Source organism: Paenibacillus sp. AGC31 (assembly GCF_057334655.1).
On sequence record NZ_JBHFJH010000004.1, the window covers coordinates 17,414 to 31,774 of the forward strand.

Annotated in this window: 25 protein-coding genes; all 25 read right to left on the reverse strand. The window is 44.8% G+C overall.

The genetic code is table 11. The annotated features are described in order from the left end of the window. Positions 1-30: 30 nt before the first annotated feature. Positions 31-216 (reverse strand): 50S ribosomal protein L30, encoded by a 186-nt coding sequence (rpmD, locus tag ACE04G_RS03545; RefSeq protein ID WP_017692092.1) that lies wholly within the window; start codon positions 214-216, stop codon positions 31-33. 13 nt (positions 217-229) lie between these two features. Beyond that, a complete protein-coding gene (gene rpsE / locus ACE04G_RS03550) occupies positions 230-727 on the reverse strand; it encodes a 30S ribosomal protein S5 (protein ID WP_017692091.1) in 498 nt (165 codons plus the stop codon). Positions 728-754: 27 nt separating this feature from the next. Then, a complete protein-coding gene (rplR, locus tag ACE04G_RS03555) occupies positions 755-1,123 on the reverse strand; it encodes a 50S ribosomal protein L18 (protein ID WP_017692090.1) in 369 nt (122 codons plus the stop codon). Between the two features lie 117 nt (positions 1,124-1,240). Further along, positions 1,241-1,783, reverse strand: coding sequence for a 50S ribosomal protein L6 (gene rplF / locus ACE04G_RS03560; RefSeq protein WP_017692089.1), 543 nt, complete (start codon positions 1,781-1,783; stop codon positions 1,241-1,243). A 30-nt stretch (positions 1,784-1,813) separates the two neighbouring features. Beyond that, on the reverse strand, positions 1,814-2,212 hold the full coding sequence (rpsH, locus tag ACE04G_RS03565) for a 30S ribosomal protein S8 (protein ID WP_017692088.1): 399 nt from the start codon (positions 2,210-2,212) through the stop codon (positions 1,814-1,816). 32 nt (positions 2,213-2,244) lie between these two features. Next, positions 2,245-2,430, reverse strand: a complete 186-nt coding sequence (locus ACE04G_RS03570; protein ID WP_013312154.1) for a type Z 30S ribosomal protein S14 — start codon at positions 2,428-2,430, stop codon at positions 2,245-2,247. A 73-nt stretch (positions 2,431-2,503) separates the two neighbouring features. Continuing rightward, positions 2,504-3,046: a 50S ribosomal protein L5 gene (gene rplE, locus ACE04G_RS03575; protein WP_221825249.1), complete on the reverse strand. Its 543-nt coding sequence runs from the start codon at positions 3,044-3,046 to the stop codon at positions 2,504-2,506. Positions 3,047-3,078: 32 nt separating this feature from the next. Continuing rightward, the gene (gene rplX / locus ACE04G_RS03580) at positions 3,079-3,432 is read right to left on the reverse strand and encodes a 50S ribosomal protein L24 (RefSeq protein WP_017692086.1); all 354 of its coding nucleotides are present in this window, start codon (positions 3,430-3,432) and stop codon (positions 3,079-3,081) included. A gap of 39 nt (positions 3,433-3,471) precedes the next feature. Next, positions 3,472-3,840: a 50S ribosomal protein L14 gene (gene rplN, locus ACE04G_RS03585; protein ID WP_017692085.1), complete on the reverse strand. Its 369-nt coding sequence runs from the start codon at positions 3,838-3,840 to the stop codon at positions 3,472-3,474. A gap of 34 nt (positions 3,841-3,874) precedes the next feature. Continuing rightward, positions 3,875-4,141, reverse strand: coding sequence for a 30S ribosomal protein S17 (gene rpsQ / locus ACE04G_RS03590; protein ID WP_017692084.1), 267 nt, complete (start codon positions 4,139-4,141; stop codon positions 3,875-3,877). A gap of 48 nt (positions 4,142-4,189) precedes the next feature. After that, positions 4,190-4,387: a 50S ribosomal protein L29 gene (rpmC, locus tag ACE04G_RS03595; protein WP_017692083.1), complete on the reverse strand. Its 198-nt coding sequence runs from the start codon at positions 4,385-4,387 to the stop codon at positions 4,190-4,192. Next, positions 4,377-4,811, reverse strand: coding sequence for a 50S ribosomal protein L16 (rplP, locus tag ACE04G_RS03600; RefSeq protein WP_017692082.1), 435 nt, complete (start codon positions 4,809-4,811; stop codon positions 4,377-4,379). The genes rpmC and rplP overlap by 11 nt, the downstream gene beginning before the upstream one ends. A gap of 2 nt (positions 4,812-4,813) precedes the next feature. After that, a complete protein-coding gene (gene rpsC, locus ACE04G_RS03605; protein WP_076216858.1) occupies positions 4,814-5,479 on the reverse strand; it encodes a 30S ribosomal protein S3 in 666 nt (221 codons plus the stop codon). A 15-nt stretch (positions 5,480-5,494) separates the two neighbouring features. Beyond that, a complete protein-coding gene (gene rplV, locus ACE04G_RS03610) occupies positions 5,495-5,827 on the reverse strand; it encodes a 50S ribosomal protein L22 (protein ID WP_024633583.1) in 333 nt (110 codons plus the stop codon). 35 nt (positions 5,828-5,862) lie between these two features. Continuing rightward, entirely contained in the window at positions 5,863-6,141 is a 279-nt protein-coding gene (gene rpsS / locus ACE04G_RS03615; protein ID WP_062836183.1) for a 30S ribosomal protein S19, read from the reverse strand. 71 nt (positions 6,142-6,212) lie between these two features. After that, positions 6,213-7,043, reverse strand: a complete 831-nt coding sequence (gene rplB, locus ACE04G_RS03620; RefSeq protein ID WP_017692078.1) for a 50S ribosomal protein L2 — start codon at positions 7,041-7,043, stop codon at positions 6,213-6,215. Between the two features lie 30 nt (positions 7,044-7,073). Then, positions 7,074-7,364: a 50S ribosomal protein L23 gene (gene rplW, locus ACE04G_RS03625; protein WP_017692077.1), complete on the reverse strand. Its 291-nt coding sequence runs from the start codon at positions 7,362-7,364 to the stop codon at positions 7,074-7,076. Continuing rightward, positions 7,364-7,987: a 50S ribosomal protein L4 gene (gene rplD, locus ACE04G_RS03630; RefSeq protein WP_221825250.1), complete on the reverse strand. Its 624-nt coding sequence runs from the start codon at positions 7,985-7,987 to the stop codon at positions 7,364-7,366. Before rplD ends, rplW begins: the two co-directional genes overlap by 1 nt. Positions 7,988-8,012: 25 nt before the next feature. Further along, entirely contained in the window at positions 8,013-8,636 is a 624-nt protein-coding gene (gene rplC / locus ACE04G_RS03635; protein ID WP_017692075.1) for a 50S ribosomal protein L3, read from the reverse strand. Positions 8,637-8,682: 46 nt separating this feature from the next. Next, positions 8,683-8,991 (reverse strand): 30S ribosomal protein S10, encoded by a 309-nt coding sequence (rpsJ, locus tag ACE04G_RS03640; RefSeq protein WP_017692074.1) that lies wholly within the window; start codon positions 8,989-8,991, stop codon positions 8,683-8,685. Between the two features lie 436 nt (positions 8,992-9,427). Beyond that, on the reverse strand, positions 9,428-10,618 hold the full coding sequence (gene tuf / locus ACE04G_RS03645) for an elongation factor Tu (RefSeq protein ID WP_017692073.1): 1,191 nt from the start codon (positions 10,616-10,618) through the stop codon (positions 9,428-9,430). A gap of 95 nt (positions 10,619-10,713) precedes the next feature. After that, positions 10,714-12,792: an elongation factor G gene (gene fusA / locus ACE04G_RS03650; protein WP_076216857.1), complete on the reverse strand. Its 2,079-nt coding sequence runs from the start codon at positions 12,790-12,792 to the stop codon at positions 10,714-10,716. Between the two features lie 49 nt (positions 12,793-12,841). Next, positions 12,842-13,312 (reverse strand): 30S ribosomal protein S7, encoded by a 471-nt coding sequence (rpsG, locus tag ACE04G_RS03655; protein ID WP_017692071.1) that lies wholly within the window; start codon positions 13,310-13,312, stop codon positions 12,842-12,844. 87 nt (positions 13,313-13,399) lie between these two features. Further along, entirely contained in the window at positions 13,400-13,822 is a 423-nt protein-coding gene (gene rpsL / locus ACE04G_RS03660) for a 30S ribosomal protein S12 (protein WP_017692070.1), read from the reverse strand. Between the two features lie 153 nt (positions 13,823-13,975). Then, the gene (locus ACE04G_RS03665; RefSeq protein WP_221825251.1) at positions 13,976-14,224 is read right to left on the reverse strand and encodes a ribosomal L7Ae/L30e/S12e/Gadd45 family protein; all 249 of its coding nucleotides are present in this window, start codon (positions 14,222-14,224) and stop codon (positions 13,976-13,978) included. Positions 14,225-14,361: the final 137 nt, after the last annotated feature.

Here is a 14,361-nt window from a genome sequence, read left to right on the forward strand (position 1 = left end):
TCCTTAAAGATTTGTGGGATTAACCCGTTATTAAGCTTCTACTTCTTTAACAGCAACCAAGTGGCTTACTTTGTTAATCATACCACGGATGGCAGGATTATCGTTTTGTACCACTTTGCTATTGATTTTGCGCAAACCCAATGTTTTCACAGTTGTTCTTTGCGTCTCCGGACGTCCGATCAAGCTGCGGACGAGGGTAATTTCTAATTTAGCCATGAGAATTCCCTCCTTAACCCAGAAGCTCTTCGACGGATTTTCCGCGCAGTTTAGCCACGTCTTCAGCACGCTTCAAACGGGACAAACCTTCCAAAGTCGCATTGACCATGTTCATGGAATTCGAAGAACCCAGAGATTTTGTCAAAATGTCACCTACACCAGCAAGTTCGAGAACCGCACGTACAGGACCACCAGCGATAACACCAGTACCTTCAGATGCTGGTTTCAACAGCACGCGTCCTGCGCCGAACTTACCTGTTACCAAGTGAGGAATCGATGTTCCTACGAGTGGAACGTGTACAAGGTTTTTCTTAGCGTCTTCAATACCTTTGCGAATTGCATCAGGTACTTCGCCCGCTTTACCGATACCAGCTCCAACCCAGCCGTTGCCGTCGCCGACTACAACCAGTGCGCTAAAGCTGAAACGGCGTCCGCCTTTTACTACTTTAGCTACGCGATTAATATTTACAACTCTTTCAGTCAGTTCCAAAGTATTCGGATCTACACGCAAGTCGTTAACCTCCTTTTGAAAAATATCTTAAAACTCAAGTCCTGCTTCACGAGCCGCTTCAGCCAATGCTGCGATACGACCATGGTACAGATATCCGCTACGGTCAAATACGATGTTGGAAACACCTTTGTCTTTAGCACGTTTAGCAACGAGTTCGCCAACTTTACGAGCTGATTCAACAGATGCACCATTTTTGATGTCAGTGCTCAATTCTTTGTCTACGGTAGACGCGGAAGCGATTGTTACACCAGCAACATCATCGATGATTTGAGCATACATATGTTTACCAGAACGGAATACGTTCAAACGAGGACGTGCTGCCGTTCCTTGGATTTTCTTACGAACACGAAGGTGTCTTTTCAGACGAGCCTTATTTTTATCTGGTTTCGTAATCATCTCAAAGATTCACTCCTTTCAGGTTACCTCGCTGGCTTCAAAGCAGAAGCCACGGGGTATATTAGAAACACACGAAGCAAGCAAGCCGAAAGCCGCGCAAAGGCGGTAAGAGAAATCTTATTTCTTCTTACCGGCTTTACCTTCCTTACGGATGATACGCTCGCCTTCATATTTAATACCTTTACCTTTGTATGGCTCAGGTTCACGTACGGAACGGATTTTAGCAGCGTAAGCACCTACACGCTCTTTGTCAATTCCGCGAACGATGATTTTTGTATTCGAAGGTACTTCGAATTCAATTCCCGCTTCCGGTGTAATTTCAACCGGGTGAGAGTAACCAACGTTCAGAACGATTTTATCTCCGGATTTGCTTGCACGATATCCGACCCCAACCAATTCCAGAGATTTCGCGAATCCTTCAGTAACGCCGCTCACCATATTGTTTACAACGCTACGCGTTGTGCCGTGCAAAGAACGGTGAGTTTTGTTATCGGAAGGACGCACAACTGTGATTTCGTTATTTTCAACCGTAACCTTCATGTCTTTATGAAGCTCACGAGTCAAAGTTCCTTTAGGTCCTTTTACCGTAATAACGGTGTTGTCCAGGGTGATGTCTACACCACTTGGTACTGTGATTGGTTTGCGACCAATACGAGACATATGTTGCACCTCCTATCTTGTGACGTTATATTACCAAACGTAGCAAACGACTTCTCCGCCGGATTTCGATTGACGAGCTTCTTTGTCCGTCATGATACCTTTAGATGTCGAGATGATCGCGATTCCCAGGCCACCAAGTACACGAGGTACTTCGTTGCTTTTCGTGTAAACACGAAGACCAGGTTTACTGATTCTTTTCAGACCAGTGATAACGCGCTCGTTATTTTGACCGTATTTCAGGAAAACACGGATAATCCCTTGTTTGTTATCATCGATAACTTCAGCGTCACGGATGAAACCTTCACGCTTCAGGATATCGGCGATTTGTTTTTTCATTGTCGAAGCAGGCATTTCTACCGTTTCGTGACGAACAGTGTTCGCGTTACGAATACGAGTAAGCATATCTGCAATTGGATCAGACATAGTCATTGTGAGTTAACCTCCTTCCCGTTCAGGACTTTTTACCAGCTTGCTTTTTTCACGCCAGGGATCTGGCCTTTATAAGCTAATTCACGGAAACAAATTCTGCAAATTTTGAACTTTTGCAGGACCGAATGTGGACGTCCGCAACGCTCACAGCGTGTATATGCACGTACTTTAAACTTAGGTGTACGTTGTTGTTTAACTTTCATCGAAGTTTTTGCCACTTAGCCTGACACCTCCTAAATAATTTCGGAGAAAAGGGAGTCTTTCCAGACACCCGGAAACGTTATGCCAACATTACTTAACGAAAGGCATTCCCATTTGCGTGAGCAATTCGCGGGACTCTTCGTCTGTTTTCGCCGTTGTTACGATGACAATATCCATACCGCGGACTTTATCAACTTTATCATACTCGATCTCTGGGAAGATCAGTTGCTCTTTCAGACCCAGTGTGTAGTTACCACGTCCATCGAAAGCTTTACTCGATACACCGCGGAAGTCGCGGACACGAGGAAGCGTTACGTTGAGCAATTTATCTAGGAAGAAGTACATACGCTCACCGCGTAATGTTACTTTCACACCGATAGGCATATTCTCACGCAGTTTGAATCCTGCGATAGATTTTTTAGCACGAGTGATTACAGGTTTTTGACCTGCGATCAGTTGCAAATCGCTTACTGCGGAATCCAACACTTTAGAGTTTTGGACAGCGTCGCCCACACCCATGTTGATAACGATTTTCTCGATTTTCGGCACTTGCATTACCGTTGTATAGTTAAACTTCTGCATCAAAGCAGGAGCGATTTCTTGCAGGTAACGTTCTTTCATTCTTGATGCCATGAATCATAGCCCTCCTTTCTCATTCGGTTCAATTAGTCGATAATTTCTCCGGAACGTTTAGCAACGCGCACTTTCTTACCGTTATCCAAAACTTTGTAACCTACACGGGTTACTTTTCCGCTCTTCGGATCGATGTGCATTACGTTGGAAACGTGAATCGGAGCTTCCTTCTCGATAATGCCGCCTTGCGGATTTTGCTGGTTAGGCTTCTGGTGTTTTTTCACCATGTTAACACCTTCCACAAGGACGCGGTTCTCACGAGGATAAGCAGCGATGACACGGCCTTTTTTACCTTTGTCTTTACCGCTGATCACCATAACCGTATCTTCCTTTTTAACGTGAAGTTTGTTGTTATGGGATTCCAGAACTTTTTTCACTCTTGGCATTTCGTACACCTCCTGTTTCTAACATCACGAGATTAAGCTTTAGATAACTTCTGGAGCCAAGGAAACGATTTTCATGAAGTCTTTATCGCGAAGTTCGCGAGCAACTGGTCCGAAAATACGTGTTCCACGTGGGCTTCTGTCGTCTTTTACAACAACCGCTGCATTTTCATCAAAACCGATGTAGGAACCGTCTTTACGACGTACAGAACGTTTCGTACGAACGACAACCGCTCTAACTACATCACCTTTTTTGACAACGCCGCCTGGTGTTGCTTGTTTAACAGAACAAACGATCAGATCACCGATTTGAGCTGTACGACGTCCCGTACCGCCGAGTACGCGGATACACATCAGTTCCTTCGCACCGGAGTTGTCAGCCACAGTCAAACGTGTAAATGGTTGAATCATTTAGTATTCCTCCTTTCAGCAGTGCTGCTGAGCATTAGATGATAACCGCTTTTTCTACGATTTCAGTAAGTCTCCAGCGTTTATCTTTCGAAAGCGGACGAGTCTCCATGATTTTCACCGTGTCACCGATTTTCGCAGTGTTTTCTTCGTCATGTGCTTTGAATTTTTTAGTAACCTTAATGCGTTTATGGTACAAGTTGTGTTTTTTGTAAGTTTCTACAGCAACAACAATTGTTTTGTCCATTTTATCGCTGACCACTTTACCAGTTTGCACTTTACGTGCGTTACGTTCTTCGCTCATTGTTGGCCTCCTTCCTGATTACGGACGGATTGTCCATCCTATCCCTAATTAACCGATTCCCAATTCTCTCTCACGGATAATGGTTTTAGCACGAGCTATTTCTTTCCGCACATCACGGATGCGAGTCGGGTTATCCAGCTGACCGGTAGCTAATTGAAAGCGGAGGTTAAAGAGTTCTTCTTTAAATCCGGCAATCTTTTGCTCGATTTCAGCAGAGGTTAGGTTGCGAAATTCACTAGCTTTCATTTGCTTCACCACCCAATTCTTCACGTTTCACGAACTTCGTTTTGATTGGCAGTTTGTGAGCGGCAAGACGCATTGCTTCGCGTGCAATTTCCTCCGGTACACCAGCAAGTTCAAACATGATCTTACCTGGTTTCACTACTGCAACCCATTTTTCTACGTTACCTTTACCGCTACCCATCCGAACCTCGAGAGGCTTTTGAGTGATTGGTTTGTCTGGGAAAATTTTGATCCAAACTTTACCACCACGTTTGATGTAACGAGTCATCGCAATACGAGCCGCTTCGATCTGACGGTTCGTAATCCAAGCCGGTTCCGTAGCTTGCAGACCGTATTCGCCAAAGTTCAGAGTCGTTCCGCCTTTAGCTTGGCCTTTCATATGTCCACGTTGTTGCTTACGGTGTTTTACACGTTTTGGTACCAACATGATTAGTTGCCTCCTTCCTTAGCAGCTTGTTTCTTAGCCGTAGGAAGAACCTCTCCACGATAGATCCATACTTTTACGCCGATACGTCCGTAAGTAGTATGAGCCTCTGCAGTACCATAGTCAATGTCAGCACGCAGTGTGTGCAGTGGAACAGTTCCTTCGCTGTAGCCTTCAGAACGTGCGATCTCAGCACCGCCAAGACGTCCGCCTACTTGAGTTTTGATACCTTTAGCACCGGAGCGCATAGTTCTTTGAATTGCTTGTTTCAGAGCACGACGGAAAGAAACACGACGTTCCAATTGTTGTGCAATGCTTTCAGCTACAAGAACAGCGTCCAAGTCTTGGTTCTTAATTTCAGAAATGTTGATGTGTACTTTTTTACCGCCAGCAATTTTCGTAATTTGGTTACGAAGATTTTCAACTTCCGAACCACCCTTACCAATAACCATACCTGGTTTAGCAGTGTGAATCGTTACGTTTACGCGGTTAGCCGCTCTCTCAATTTCTACACGAGATAAAGCGGAGTCTTTCAATTTATTTTTCAGGAATTCACGAATTCTCACGTCTTCCATCAAAAGATCACCGAAGTCTTTGCCTGCATACCACTTAGATTCCCAGTCACGGATAATTCCGACACGGAGTCCGACTGGATTTACCTTTTGGCCCACACATTTCCCCTCCTTCTACTTCTCAGATACCACCAAAGTAATGTGGCTAGTACGTTTGTTAATACGACTTGCACGTCCCATTGCACGAGGGCGGAAACGTTTCATTGTCGGTCCTTGGTTCACGTAAGCTTGCGAGATAACCAAGTTGTTAACATCCAAAGAATAGTTATGTTCCGCATTCGCAATAGCGGAGTTAAGCAACTTCTCAACGATTGGAGAAGCGGATTTCGGAGTGTGACGGAGAATGGCAACCGCCTCACCTACTTGCTTGCCGCGAATCAAGTCAACAACGAGTTGAACTTTACGAGGAGCAATCCGGATAAACTTAGCATGTGCTTTTGCTTCCATTGTGTAACCTCCTCTCAAACATTAAAGATGTTCATTTATCTTCTTGTTTTCTTATCATCATCAGTATGGCCTTTGTACGTACGGGTTGGAGCGAACTCACCCAGTTTGTGTCCGACCATGTCCTCAGTTACATACACTGGCACGTGTTTACGACCATCGTAAACGCCAAATGTGTGACCGATGAATTGTGGGAAAATTGTAGAACGACGGGACCAGGTTTTGATTACGTTCTTCTTACCTGAAGCTTCCATCTCTTCTACCTTTTTGAGCATGTAGCCATCAATGAATGGCCCTTTTTTCAAACTGCGACCCATGTGGAGATCCTCCCTTCAAACGTAGCTATTATGCATCCGCAGATGCCTCACGAAGTTATGCACAGTGTGTATTACTTCGTGCGGCGGCGAATGATGTATTTATCAGAAGCTTTATTTTTCTTACGCGTTTTGTAACCAAGAGTAGGTTTACCCCATGGTGACATTGGCGATTTACGTCCGATTGGAGCACGACCTTCACCACCACCGTGTGGGTGATCGTTAGGGTTCATTACTACACCACGAACCTCAGGACGTTTACCCAACCAACGGCTACGACCGGCTTTACCGATTTTGATGAGCTCGTGGTCTTGGTTACCAACAGATCCGATTGTCGCGCGGCAAACTTTCAAAATACGACGAACTTCTCCGGAAGAGAGACGAACGGAAACGTATTTTTCTTCTTTACCAAGCAATTGAGCTTCTGTACCAGCAGCACGAACCAATTGTCCGCCTTTACCTGGTTTCAACTCGATGTTGTGGATAACGGTACCTACTGGAATGTTTTCGAGTGGCAGTGCGTTACCGATTTTGATGTCTGATTCAGGTCCGGAGAATACTTGATCTCCAACTTTCAAACCTTTAGGAGCGATGATGTAACGTTTCTCACCATCAGCATAGTGAATCAAAGCGATGTTGGATGTACGGTTCGGGTCATACTCAATCGTAGCAACGCGGCCCGGTATTCCATCTTTAGTACGTTTGAAGTCAATGATACGGTATTTACGTTTGTGTCCACCACCATGGTGACGAACTGTAATTTTACCTTGGTTGTTGCGGCCTGCTTGTTTGCTCAACGGGGCCAACAACGATTTCTCCGGCTGATTTGTGGTGATTTCCTCAAATGTAGAAACGGACATGTTCCGTCTTGCCGGGGATGTTGGTTTATACTTTTTGATTGGCACTAGGTTTCCCTCCTTACTTCAAAAATTCAATTATACAGTTTCAAAGAACTCAAGCGTTTTGCTGTCTTTTGTCAGTGTTACAAACGCTTTTTTCCATTCGCTAGTATATCCGGAATAACGTCCGTACCGTTTCGGCTTAGCTGGAACACGAAGCGTGTTCACGTTTTTCACTTTTACATTGAAAATAGCTTCTACTGCCTTTTTGATCTCGGTTTTGTTTGCACGGATATCGACTTCAAATACATATTTCAAGTCGTTCATCATGTCAGCAGTACGTTCCGTAATAATCGGACGTTTTACAATATCACGAGGATCCTTCATTACGCGAGCACCTCCTCTACCTTCTGAACTGCTTCTTTCGTAATGATCAATTTGTCGTGCGAAAGCACGTCAAGAACATTAATGCCGTCAGCAGCTACGAATTTCACGCCTGGAATATTCCGTGCGGAAAGAGCTACATTATCATCATAGCTAGGAGCTACGATCAAAGCTTTACGTCCCACTTTGAGGTTACTCAAGATGGCTGCGAATTCTTTAGTTTTAGGCGTGCTCAACGTGAGAGCGTCCAAAACGATAATGTCATTGTCAAGCACTTTAGATGAAAGGGCTGATTTGATCGCCAAGCGGCGAACTTTCTTAGGCAGTTTATACGCATAGCTCCGTGGTGTTGGACCAAATACGATACCGCCGCCTTTCCATTGTGGTGAACGAATTGAACCTTGACGAGCGCGACCTGTACCTTTTTGTTTCCAAGGCTTACGTCCTCCGCCACGTACTTCAGAACGTCCTTTTACTTTGTGGGTACCTTGACGAAGGGAAGCGCGTTGCATAAGAACTGCATCGTACAGAACGTGTTGATTCGGCTCAATTCCGAAAACCGCATCGTCCAATTCAACTTCACCTACTTGGCTACCATCTACATTGTAAACTGATACTTTTGGCATTTTGTGTTCCTCCTTTCTTCAGTGGTTATTTTTTCACCGTTTCTTTAACTCTGATGAGACTGTTTTTCGGTCCAGGAATGGAACCTTTCACGAGCAACACGTTACGTTCAGCGTCTACTTTAACTACTTCAAGACGTTGGATTGTAATAGTATCATGTCCCATGTGTCCTGGCAGGCGTTTGCCTTTAGGAACGCGGTTAGCTTGGATCGAACCCATTGAACCAGGGCCACGGTGGTAACGCGAACCGTGTGACATAGGTCCAGTGCTTTGTCCCCAACGTTTGATAACGCCGGCAAAACCTTTACCTTTAGAAATACCCGTTACGTCAACGAATTCGCCTTCAGCGAAAATGTCAGCTTTCAGTTCTTGGCCAACTTCATATTCTGCGATGTTGATACCGCGAACTTCACGAACGTAGCGCTTAGGGGCAGTGTTCGCTTTTTTAGCGTGACCTGCTTCTGGCTTGTTAGCATTTTTCTCTTTCTTATCGGAGTAACCGATTTGAATTGCTTCGTAGCCATCGTTCTCAATGTCTTTCTTTTGCAAAACAACACAAGGGCCTGCTTCGATAACCGTTACTGGAACGACGTTACCTTCAGGAGTAAATACTTGAGTCATTCCGAGTTTTTTTCCTAAGATTGCTTTCATGTTGACACCTCTTTTCCTTTATACATGGTCTTTGTTGTAGCTTATATTACAATTTAATTTCGATATCTACACCGGACGGCAGATCCAAGCGCATCAAGGCATCCACAGTTTGTGGAGTCGGGTTAACGATGTCGATCAAACGTTTATGTGTACGTTGTTCGAATTGTTCCCGAGAATCCTTGTACTTGTGCACCGCACGAAGAATAGTAATGATTTGTTTTTCAGTAGGAAGCGGAATCGGACCGGATACACCAGCACCCGAACGTTTTGCTGTTTCAACAATTTTCTCCGCGGATTGATCAAGAATTCTGTGGTCGTAAGCTTTCAAACGAATACGAATTTTTTGCTTTGCCATTTTAGTCCCTCCTTCTATCGCCCAATTTTTTATCGGACATACTCCGTGAAAATTTTCTAGCCACTCTCCCATGGCAAAGGGGCCGGGTGTGCCAGTAACCTCTCACATCATCGCAACGTCACAGAACAACATTCATTATTATATAGAAAAGATAGGCGTATTGCAAGCATATTTAAGAAAAACATTTAAACTTATCTTTTCTGATGAAATGACTTCGTTTATTGCAGTGTTAATCTTCAATATCCAGGCTGCCTTGCCAATCCTTCTAAACTCGTAAATGATGTTCATTTCGTATGACGCAGGTTCCGAACTTTAAACATAATAAAAGAGTTCTCTATCCGATGTCGGATAAAGAACTCTTCCGAAGCTTCGTTACAATACAATGTTACTCGTTCCAGTACACTGTTACATATGCTTTATTCAGCGTTAAGCCAAATTATTTTTGAATAGATGCTACGGAACCGGCACCTACTGTACGTCCGCCTTCACGAATGGAGAATTTAGTTCCTTCTTCAATAGCGATTGGGGAGATCAGGGAAACAGTAACAGTGATGTTATCACCAGGCATTACCATTTCAGTACCTTCAGGCAAGTTGATGATGCCTGTTACGTCAGTTGTACGGAAGTAGAACTGTGGACGGTAACCAGTGAAGAATGGTTTGTGACGTCCGCCCTCTTCTTTAGTCAGAACGTAGATTTGAGCTGTGAATTCTGTGTGTGGCTTAACAGAACCTGGTTTTGCAAGTACTTGACCACGCTCGATTTGAGTACGGTCAACACCACGCAACAATGCGCCGATGTTGTCTCCCGCTTGAGCGGAATCCAACAATTTACGGAACATCTCAACGCCTGTTACAACGGATTTTTTAGTTTCTTCAGTGATACCAACGATTTCGATCTCTTCGCCGACTTTAACAGTACCACGCTCTACACGGCCAGTAGCAACAGTACCACGACCAGTGATGGAGAATACGTCCTCGACAGGCATCAAGAAAGGCTTGTCAGTTTGACGCTCAGGCAGTGGGATGTAAGTGTCGATCTCTTTGAACATCTCAACGATTTTTTGAGCCCATTCGCCATCTGGGTTTGCCAGAGCTTCACGAGCGGATCCACGAGTGATTGGAGTATCGTCACCTGGGAACTCATATTCGTTAAGAAGGTCGCGAACTTCCATCTCAACCAATTCCAACAACTCTTCGTCTTCAACCATGTCACATTTGTTCAAGAATACAACAATGTAAGGTACGCCTACTTGACGGGAGAGCAAGATGTGCTCACGAGTTTGTGGCATTGGGCCGTCTGCTGCGGATACTACCAAGATAGCTCCATCCATTTGAGCCGCGCCAGTGATCATGTTTTTAACATAGTCGGCGTGACCTGGGCAGTCAACGTGAGCGTAGTGACGAGTGTCAGTTTCGTACTCAACGTGTGATGTGGAGATTGTGATACCGCGTTCGCGCTCTTCTGGAGCTTTGTCGATTTGGTCGAATGCAATTGCAGCACCACCGTAAGTTTTGGACAATACAGTTGTGATTGCAGCAGTCAGAGTTGTTTTACCGTGATCGACGTGACCAATAGTACCGATGTTAACGTGGGGTTTATTACGTTCGTATTTAGCCTTTGCCATTTGAACGTGGCCTCCTTAAAATTATAATTTTATGTTTTCACTGAATGAAGTGCTCCGAATTAAATTCTTATGCACTTGCATCCAGTGTGAGAAAACTACTCGGTGCCTTTTGTTTTGGCAACGATTTCTTCAGCGATGCTCTTAGGAACTTCTTCATAGTGAGAGAGTTCCATGGAGAATACGCCGCGTCCTTGAGTACCGGAACGAAGAGTTGTAGAGTAACCAAACATTTCAGACAGAGGCACCTTAGCACGAATGATTTGAGCTCCGCTACGGGAATCCATACCTTCAATGCGGCCACGACGGGAGTTCAACATACCCATTACGTCACCCATGTACTCTTCTGGAACAGTTACTTCTACTTTCATGATAGGCTCAAGCAGAACTGGTTTACACTTGTCTTTAGCCGCTTTAAGCGCCATAGATCCGGCAATTTTAAATGCCATCTCATTGGAATCGACATCATGGTAAGATCCGTCTACGATTGTAGCCTTAACGTCAACAAGCGGGAAGCCTGCAATAACGCCGTTTTTCATTTGCTCTTCAATCCCTGACAGTGCAGGTTGAATGTATTCTCTTGGCACGGAACCACCGACAACCTTACTTTCGAACTGGCTGCCTGTACCCGGCTCGAGAGGTTCGAATTCAACCCATACGTGACCGTATTGACCACGACCACCGGATTGACGTACGAATTTACCTTCAACGCGCGCTGGAGCACGGAATGTTTCACGGTAAGCTACTTGTGGTTTACCCACAGTAGTTTCAACCTTGAACTCACGACGCATACGGTCGATGATGATATCAAGGTGAAGCTCACCCATACCTGCCAAGATTGTTTGGCCTGTTTCTTCGTCAGTATGAGCACGAAGAGTTGGATCCTCTTCAGTCAACTTACCGAGAGCAACACCCATTTTATCTTGGTCAGCTTTGGTTTTAGGTTCAACGGCGATTTCGATAACCGGATCAGGGAAGTTCATTGACTCCAGGATAACCGGATTTTTCTCATCACATAGTGTATCACCTGTACCCGTATCTTTCAAACCTACGGCAGCTGCAATATCACCGGAGTAAACTACAGTGATTTCTTGACGGCTGTTCGCATGCATTTGAAGGATACGACCGATACGCTCACGTTTGTTTTTAGTGGCATTCAATACATATGATCCGGATTGAAGAACACCAGAGTATACGCGGAAGAATGTCAATTTACCAACGTAAGGGTCCGTCATGATTTTGAATGCCAATGCGGAGAAGGGCTCTTCATCGGATGACTGACGGACTGCTTCAGTTCCATCTTCAAGATGTCCAGTGATCGATGGAACATCTGTTGGAGCTGGCAAGTAATCGATAACAGCATCCAACATCAGTTGAACACCTTTGTTACGATACGAGGATCCACAGATAACCGGGAAGATCTTAACATCTACAACACCTTTACGGAGTACGGCTTTGATCTCATCAATTGTGATCTCTTCGCCTTCCAGGTATTTCATTGTCAAATCTTCATCCAGTTCAGCAACGCGCTCAATCAACTCGTTGCGAAGTTCTTCAACTTGATCTGCAAATTCTGCAGGAATGTCGGTTTCTTCGATATCTTGACCAAGATCATCTTTGTACATATGAGCTCTTTGTGCAACGATATCGATGATACCAGTGAAATCATTTTCAGCGCCGATTGGAAGTTGAATCGCAACAGCGTTCGCTTGAAGGCGATCACGCATGTCAGATACAACGTTCAGGAAGTCAGCACCGATGATATCCATTTTATTTACATATGCGATACGAGGTACGCCGTACTTGTCAGCCTGTCTCCATACGGTTTCCGACTGAGGCTCAACGCCTTCTTTCGCACTGAATACACCAACTGCTCCGTCCAATACACGAAGGGAACGTTCAACTTCAACAGTGAAGTCAACGTGTCCCGGGGTATCAATAATATTAACGCGGTGGCCTTTCCAAGCAGCGGTAGTTGCAGCGGAAGTAATCGTAATTCCGCGCTCCTGTTCCTGTTCCATCCAGTCCATTGTCGCAGCGCCTTCGTGTACTTCACCGATTTTGTGCGTACGTCCTGTGTAAAACAGGATCCGCTCAGTTGTCGTGGTTTTACCCGCATCAATATGAGCCATGATCCCGATATTACGTGTATTTTTTAAGGAGAACTCTCTAGCCATGAAATGGGTCTCCCTTCAAAATTGAAGTTTTTTTATTGTGAACTGAATCCTACCAACGGTAGTGAGCAAACGCTTTGTTCGCTTCAGCCATTTTGTGCGTATCTTCACGTTTTTTAACGGAAGCGCCTGTGTTGTTGGAAGCGTCAATGATCTCAGCCGCCAAACGCTCTTCCATTGTTTTCTCACCGCGGTTGCGGGAGTAGTTCACGAGCCAACGTAATCCCAGAGCAGTACGTCTCTCTGGTTTCACCTCGATTGGTACTTGGTAGTTGGCACCGCCGACACGGCGAGCTTTAACTTCCAGGACTGGCATGATATTCTTGATTGCTGCTTCAAATACTTCCATAGGGTCATTACCCGTACGTTCTTGAATCAACTTGAACGCATTATACAGAATGCTTTGAGCAACACCGCGTTTTCCGCCGATCATGATGCGGTTGATTAAACGAGTAACCAACTTGCTATTGTACAATGGATCAGGCAACACGTCTCTTTTCGTAACTGGACCTTTGCGTGGCATGGATATCCCCCTTTCTTTCTTGTTCAGCAGACCCTGTACCTTCCAGACCTAAGCCAGAAGGCTTTCAGGTTTTCTGCTTATAATGGTTTAGGCTTTTTTAGCTTTTGGACGTTTTGCACCGTATTTCGAACGAGCTTGCATACGGTTGTTTACGCCTGCAGTATCGAGAGCTCCACGAACGATGTGATAACGAACTCCCGCAAGGTCTTTAACTTTACCTCCGCGGATCAATACCACACTGTGCTCTTGAAGGTTATGTCCGATTCCCGGGATATAAGCAGTAACCTCGAGACGGTTCGTCAAACGAACACGGGCATACTTACGAAGTGCAGAGTTTGGTTTACGTGGAGTCATTGTACCTACACGAGTGCAGACACCACGTTTTTGTGGGGCACTGATGTTAGTAGATTCACGTTTCAAAGCGTTGAATCCTTTTTGCAAAGCTGGAGATTTTGACTTCTCAACTTTTGCTTGACGTCCTTTACGAACCAGTTGATTAATAGTTGGCATGTGATTGCCACCCCCTTCCTCAAATATTCATGTTTCTTTACAAACCTCTTTTCGCTAAGTCCACAGACCCAGGCGGTTCATAAAAAGACAAATGAAAAGTTTTTGCCTTAGAGAATCCCTAAAAGTTCTCGGACAAAAACGTTCCTTACACTATCATTTTACGACAGCAGCCATAGCTGCTCCCACTCCAATCCCGCAAGCTTTGCCGAGATTTTTCATTGTATCCACTTTCGTGTACTTCACATCGTGTTGTTCACACAAAGCAATGATTTTGGAAGTGAGCTGCGGATCACTATCTTCTGCGACATAGACTTCAGAAGCCATACCTGTCTGCACCATCCGCATGGTCTGTTTGGTACCTATTTTGACATGAGCATCTTGCAAGGCTTTTTCATTAGACATTGTGTATTCCTCCGAATAGAACCATGTACAATCAGCTGCCCACGCACCTTTGATATATTAGCATCTAGCGCAAGCATTGTCAATGCTAATCCTAAAACATTTTTTTAAAAGTTTACGTACATCAGGATTCGTCCGCC

Bases quoted from the DNA above. Each gene is read 5' to 3' on its own strand.
- rpmD (WP_017692092.1), bottom strand. From the start codon at position 216: ATGGCTAAATTAGAAATTACCCTCGTCCGCAGCTTGATCGGACGTCCG.
- rplR (WP_017692090.1), bottom strand. From the start codon at position 1,123: ATGATTACGAAACCAGATAAAAATAAGGCTCGTCTGAAAAGACACCTT.
- rplF (WP_017692089.1), bottom strand. From the start codon at position 1,783: ATGTCTCGTATTGGTCGCAAACCAATCACAGTACCAAGTGGTGTAGAC.
- rpsH (WP_017692088.1), bottom strand. From the start codon at position 2,212: ATGACTATGTCTGATCCAATTGCAGATATGCTTACTCGTATTCGTAAC.
- rplE (WP_221825249.1), bottom strand. From the start codon at position 3,046: ATGGCATCAAGAATGAAAGAACGTTACCTGCAAGAAATCGCTCCTGCT.
- rplX (WP_017692086.1), bottom strand. From the start codon at position 3,432: ATGCCAAGAGTGAAAAAAGTTCTGGAATCCCATAACAACAAACTTCAC.
- rplN (WP_017692085.1), bottom strand. From the start codon at position 3,840: ATGATTCAACCATTTACACGTTTGACTGTGGCTGACAACTCCGGTGCG.
- rpsQ (WP_017692084.1), bottom strand. From the start codon at position 4,141: ATGAGCGAAGAACGTAACGCACGTAAAGTGCAAACTGGTAAAGTGGTC.
- rpmC (WP_017692083.1), bottom strand. From the start codon at position 4,387: ATGAAAGCTAGTGAATTTCGCAACCTAACCTCTGCTGAAATCGAGCAA.
- rplP (WP_017692082.1), bottom strand. From the start codon at position 4,811: ATGTTGGTACCAAAACGTGTAAAACACCGTAAGCAACAACGTGGACAT.
- rplV (WP_024633583.1), bottom strand. From the start codon at position 5,827: ATGGAAGCAAAAGCACATGCTAAGTTTATCCGGATTGCTCCTCGTAAA.
- rpsS (WP_062836183.1), bottom strand. From the start codon at position 6,141: ATGGGTCGCAGTTTGAAAAAAGGGCCATTCATTGATGGCTACATGCTC.
- rplW (WP_017692077.1), bottom strand. From the start codon at position 7,364: ATGAAGGATCCTCGTGATATTGTAAAACGTCCGATTATTACGGAACGT.
- rplD (WP_221825250.1), bottom strand. From the start codon at position 7,987: ATGCCAAAAGTATCAGTTTACAATGTAGATGGTAGCCAAGTAGGTGAA.
- rplC (WP_017692075.1), bottom strand. From the start codon at position 8,636: ATGAAAGCAATCTTAGGAAAAAAACTCGGAATGACTCAAGTATTTACT.
- rpsJ (WP_017692074.1), bottom strand. From the start codon at position 8,991: ATGGCAAAGCAAAAAATTCGTATTCGTTTGAAAGCTTACGACCACAGA.
- tuf (WP_017692073.1), bottom strand. From the start codon at position 10,618: ATGGCAAAGGCTAAATACGAACGTAATAAACCCCACGTTAACATCGGT.
- fusA (WP_076216857.1), bottom strand. From the start codon at position 12,792: ATGGCTAGAGAGTTCTCCTTAAAAAATACACGTAATATCGGGATCATG.
- rpsG (WP_017692071.1), bottom strand. From the start codon at position 13,312: ATGCCACGCAAAGGTCCAGTTACGAAAAGAGACGTGTTGCCTGATCCA.
- rpsL (WP_017692070.1), bottom strand. From the start codon at position 13,822: ATGCCAACTATTAATCAACTGGTTCGTAAAGGACGTCAAGCAAAAGTT.
- ACE04G_RS03665 (WP_221825251.1), bottom strand. From the start codon at position 14,224: ATGTCTAATGAAAAAGCCTTGCAAGATGCTCATGTCAAAATAGGTACC.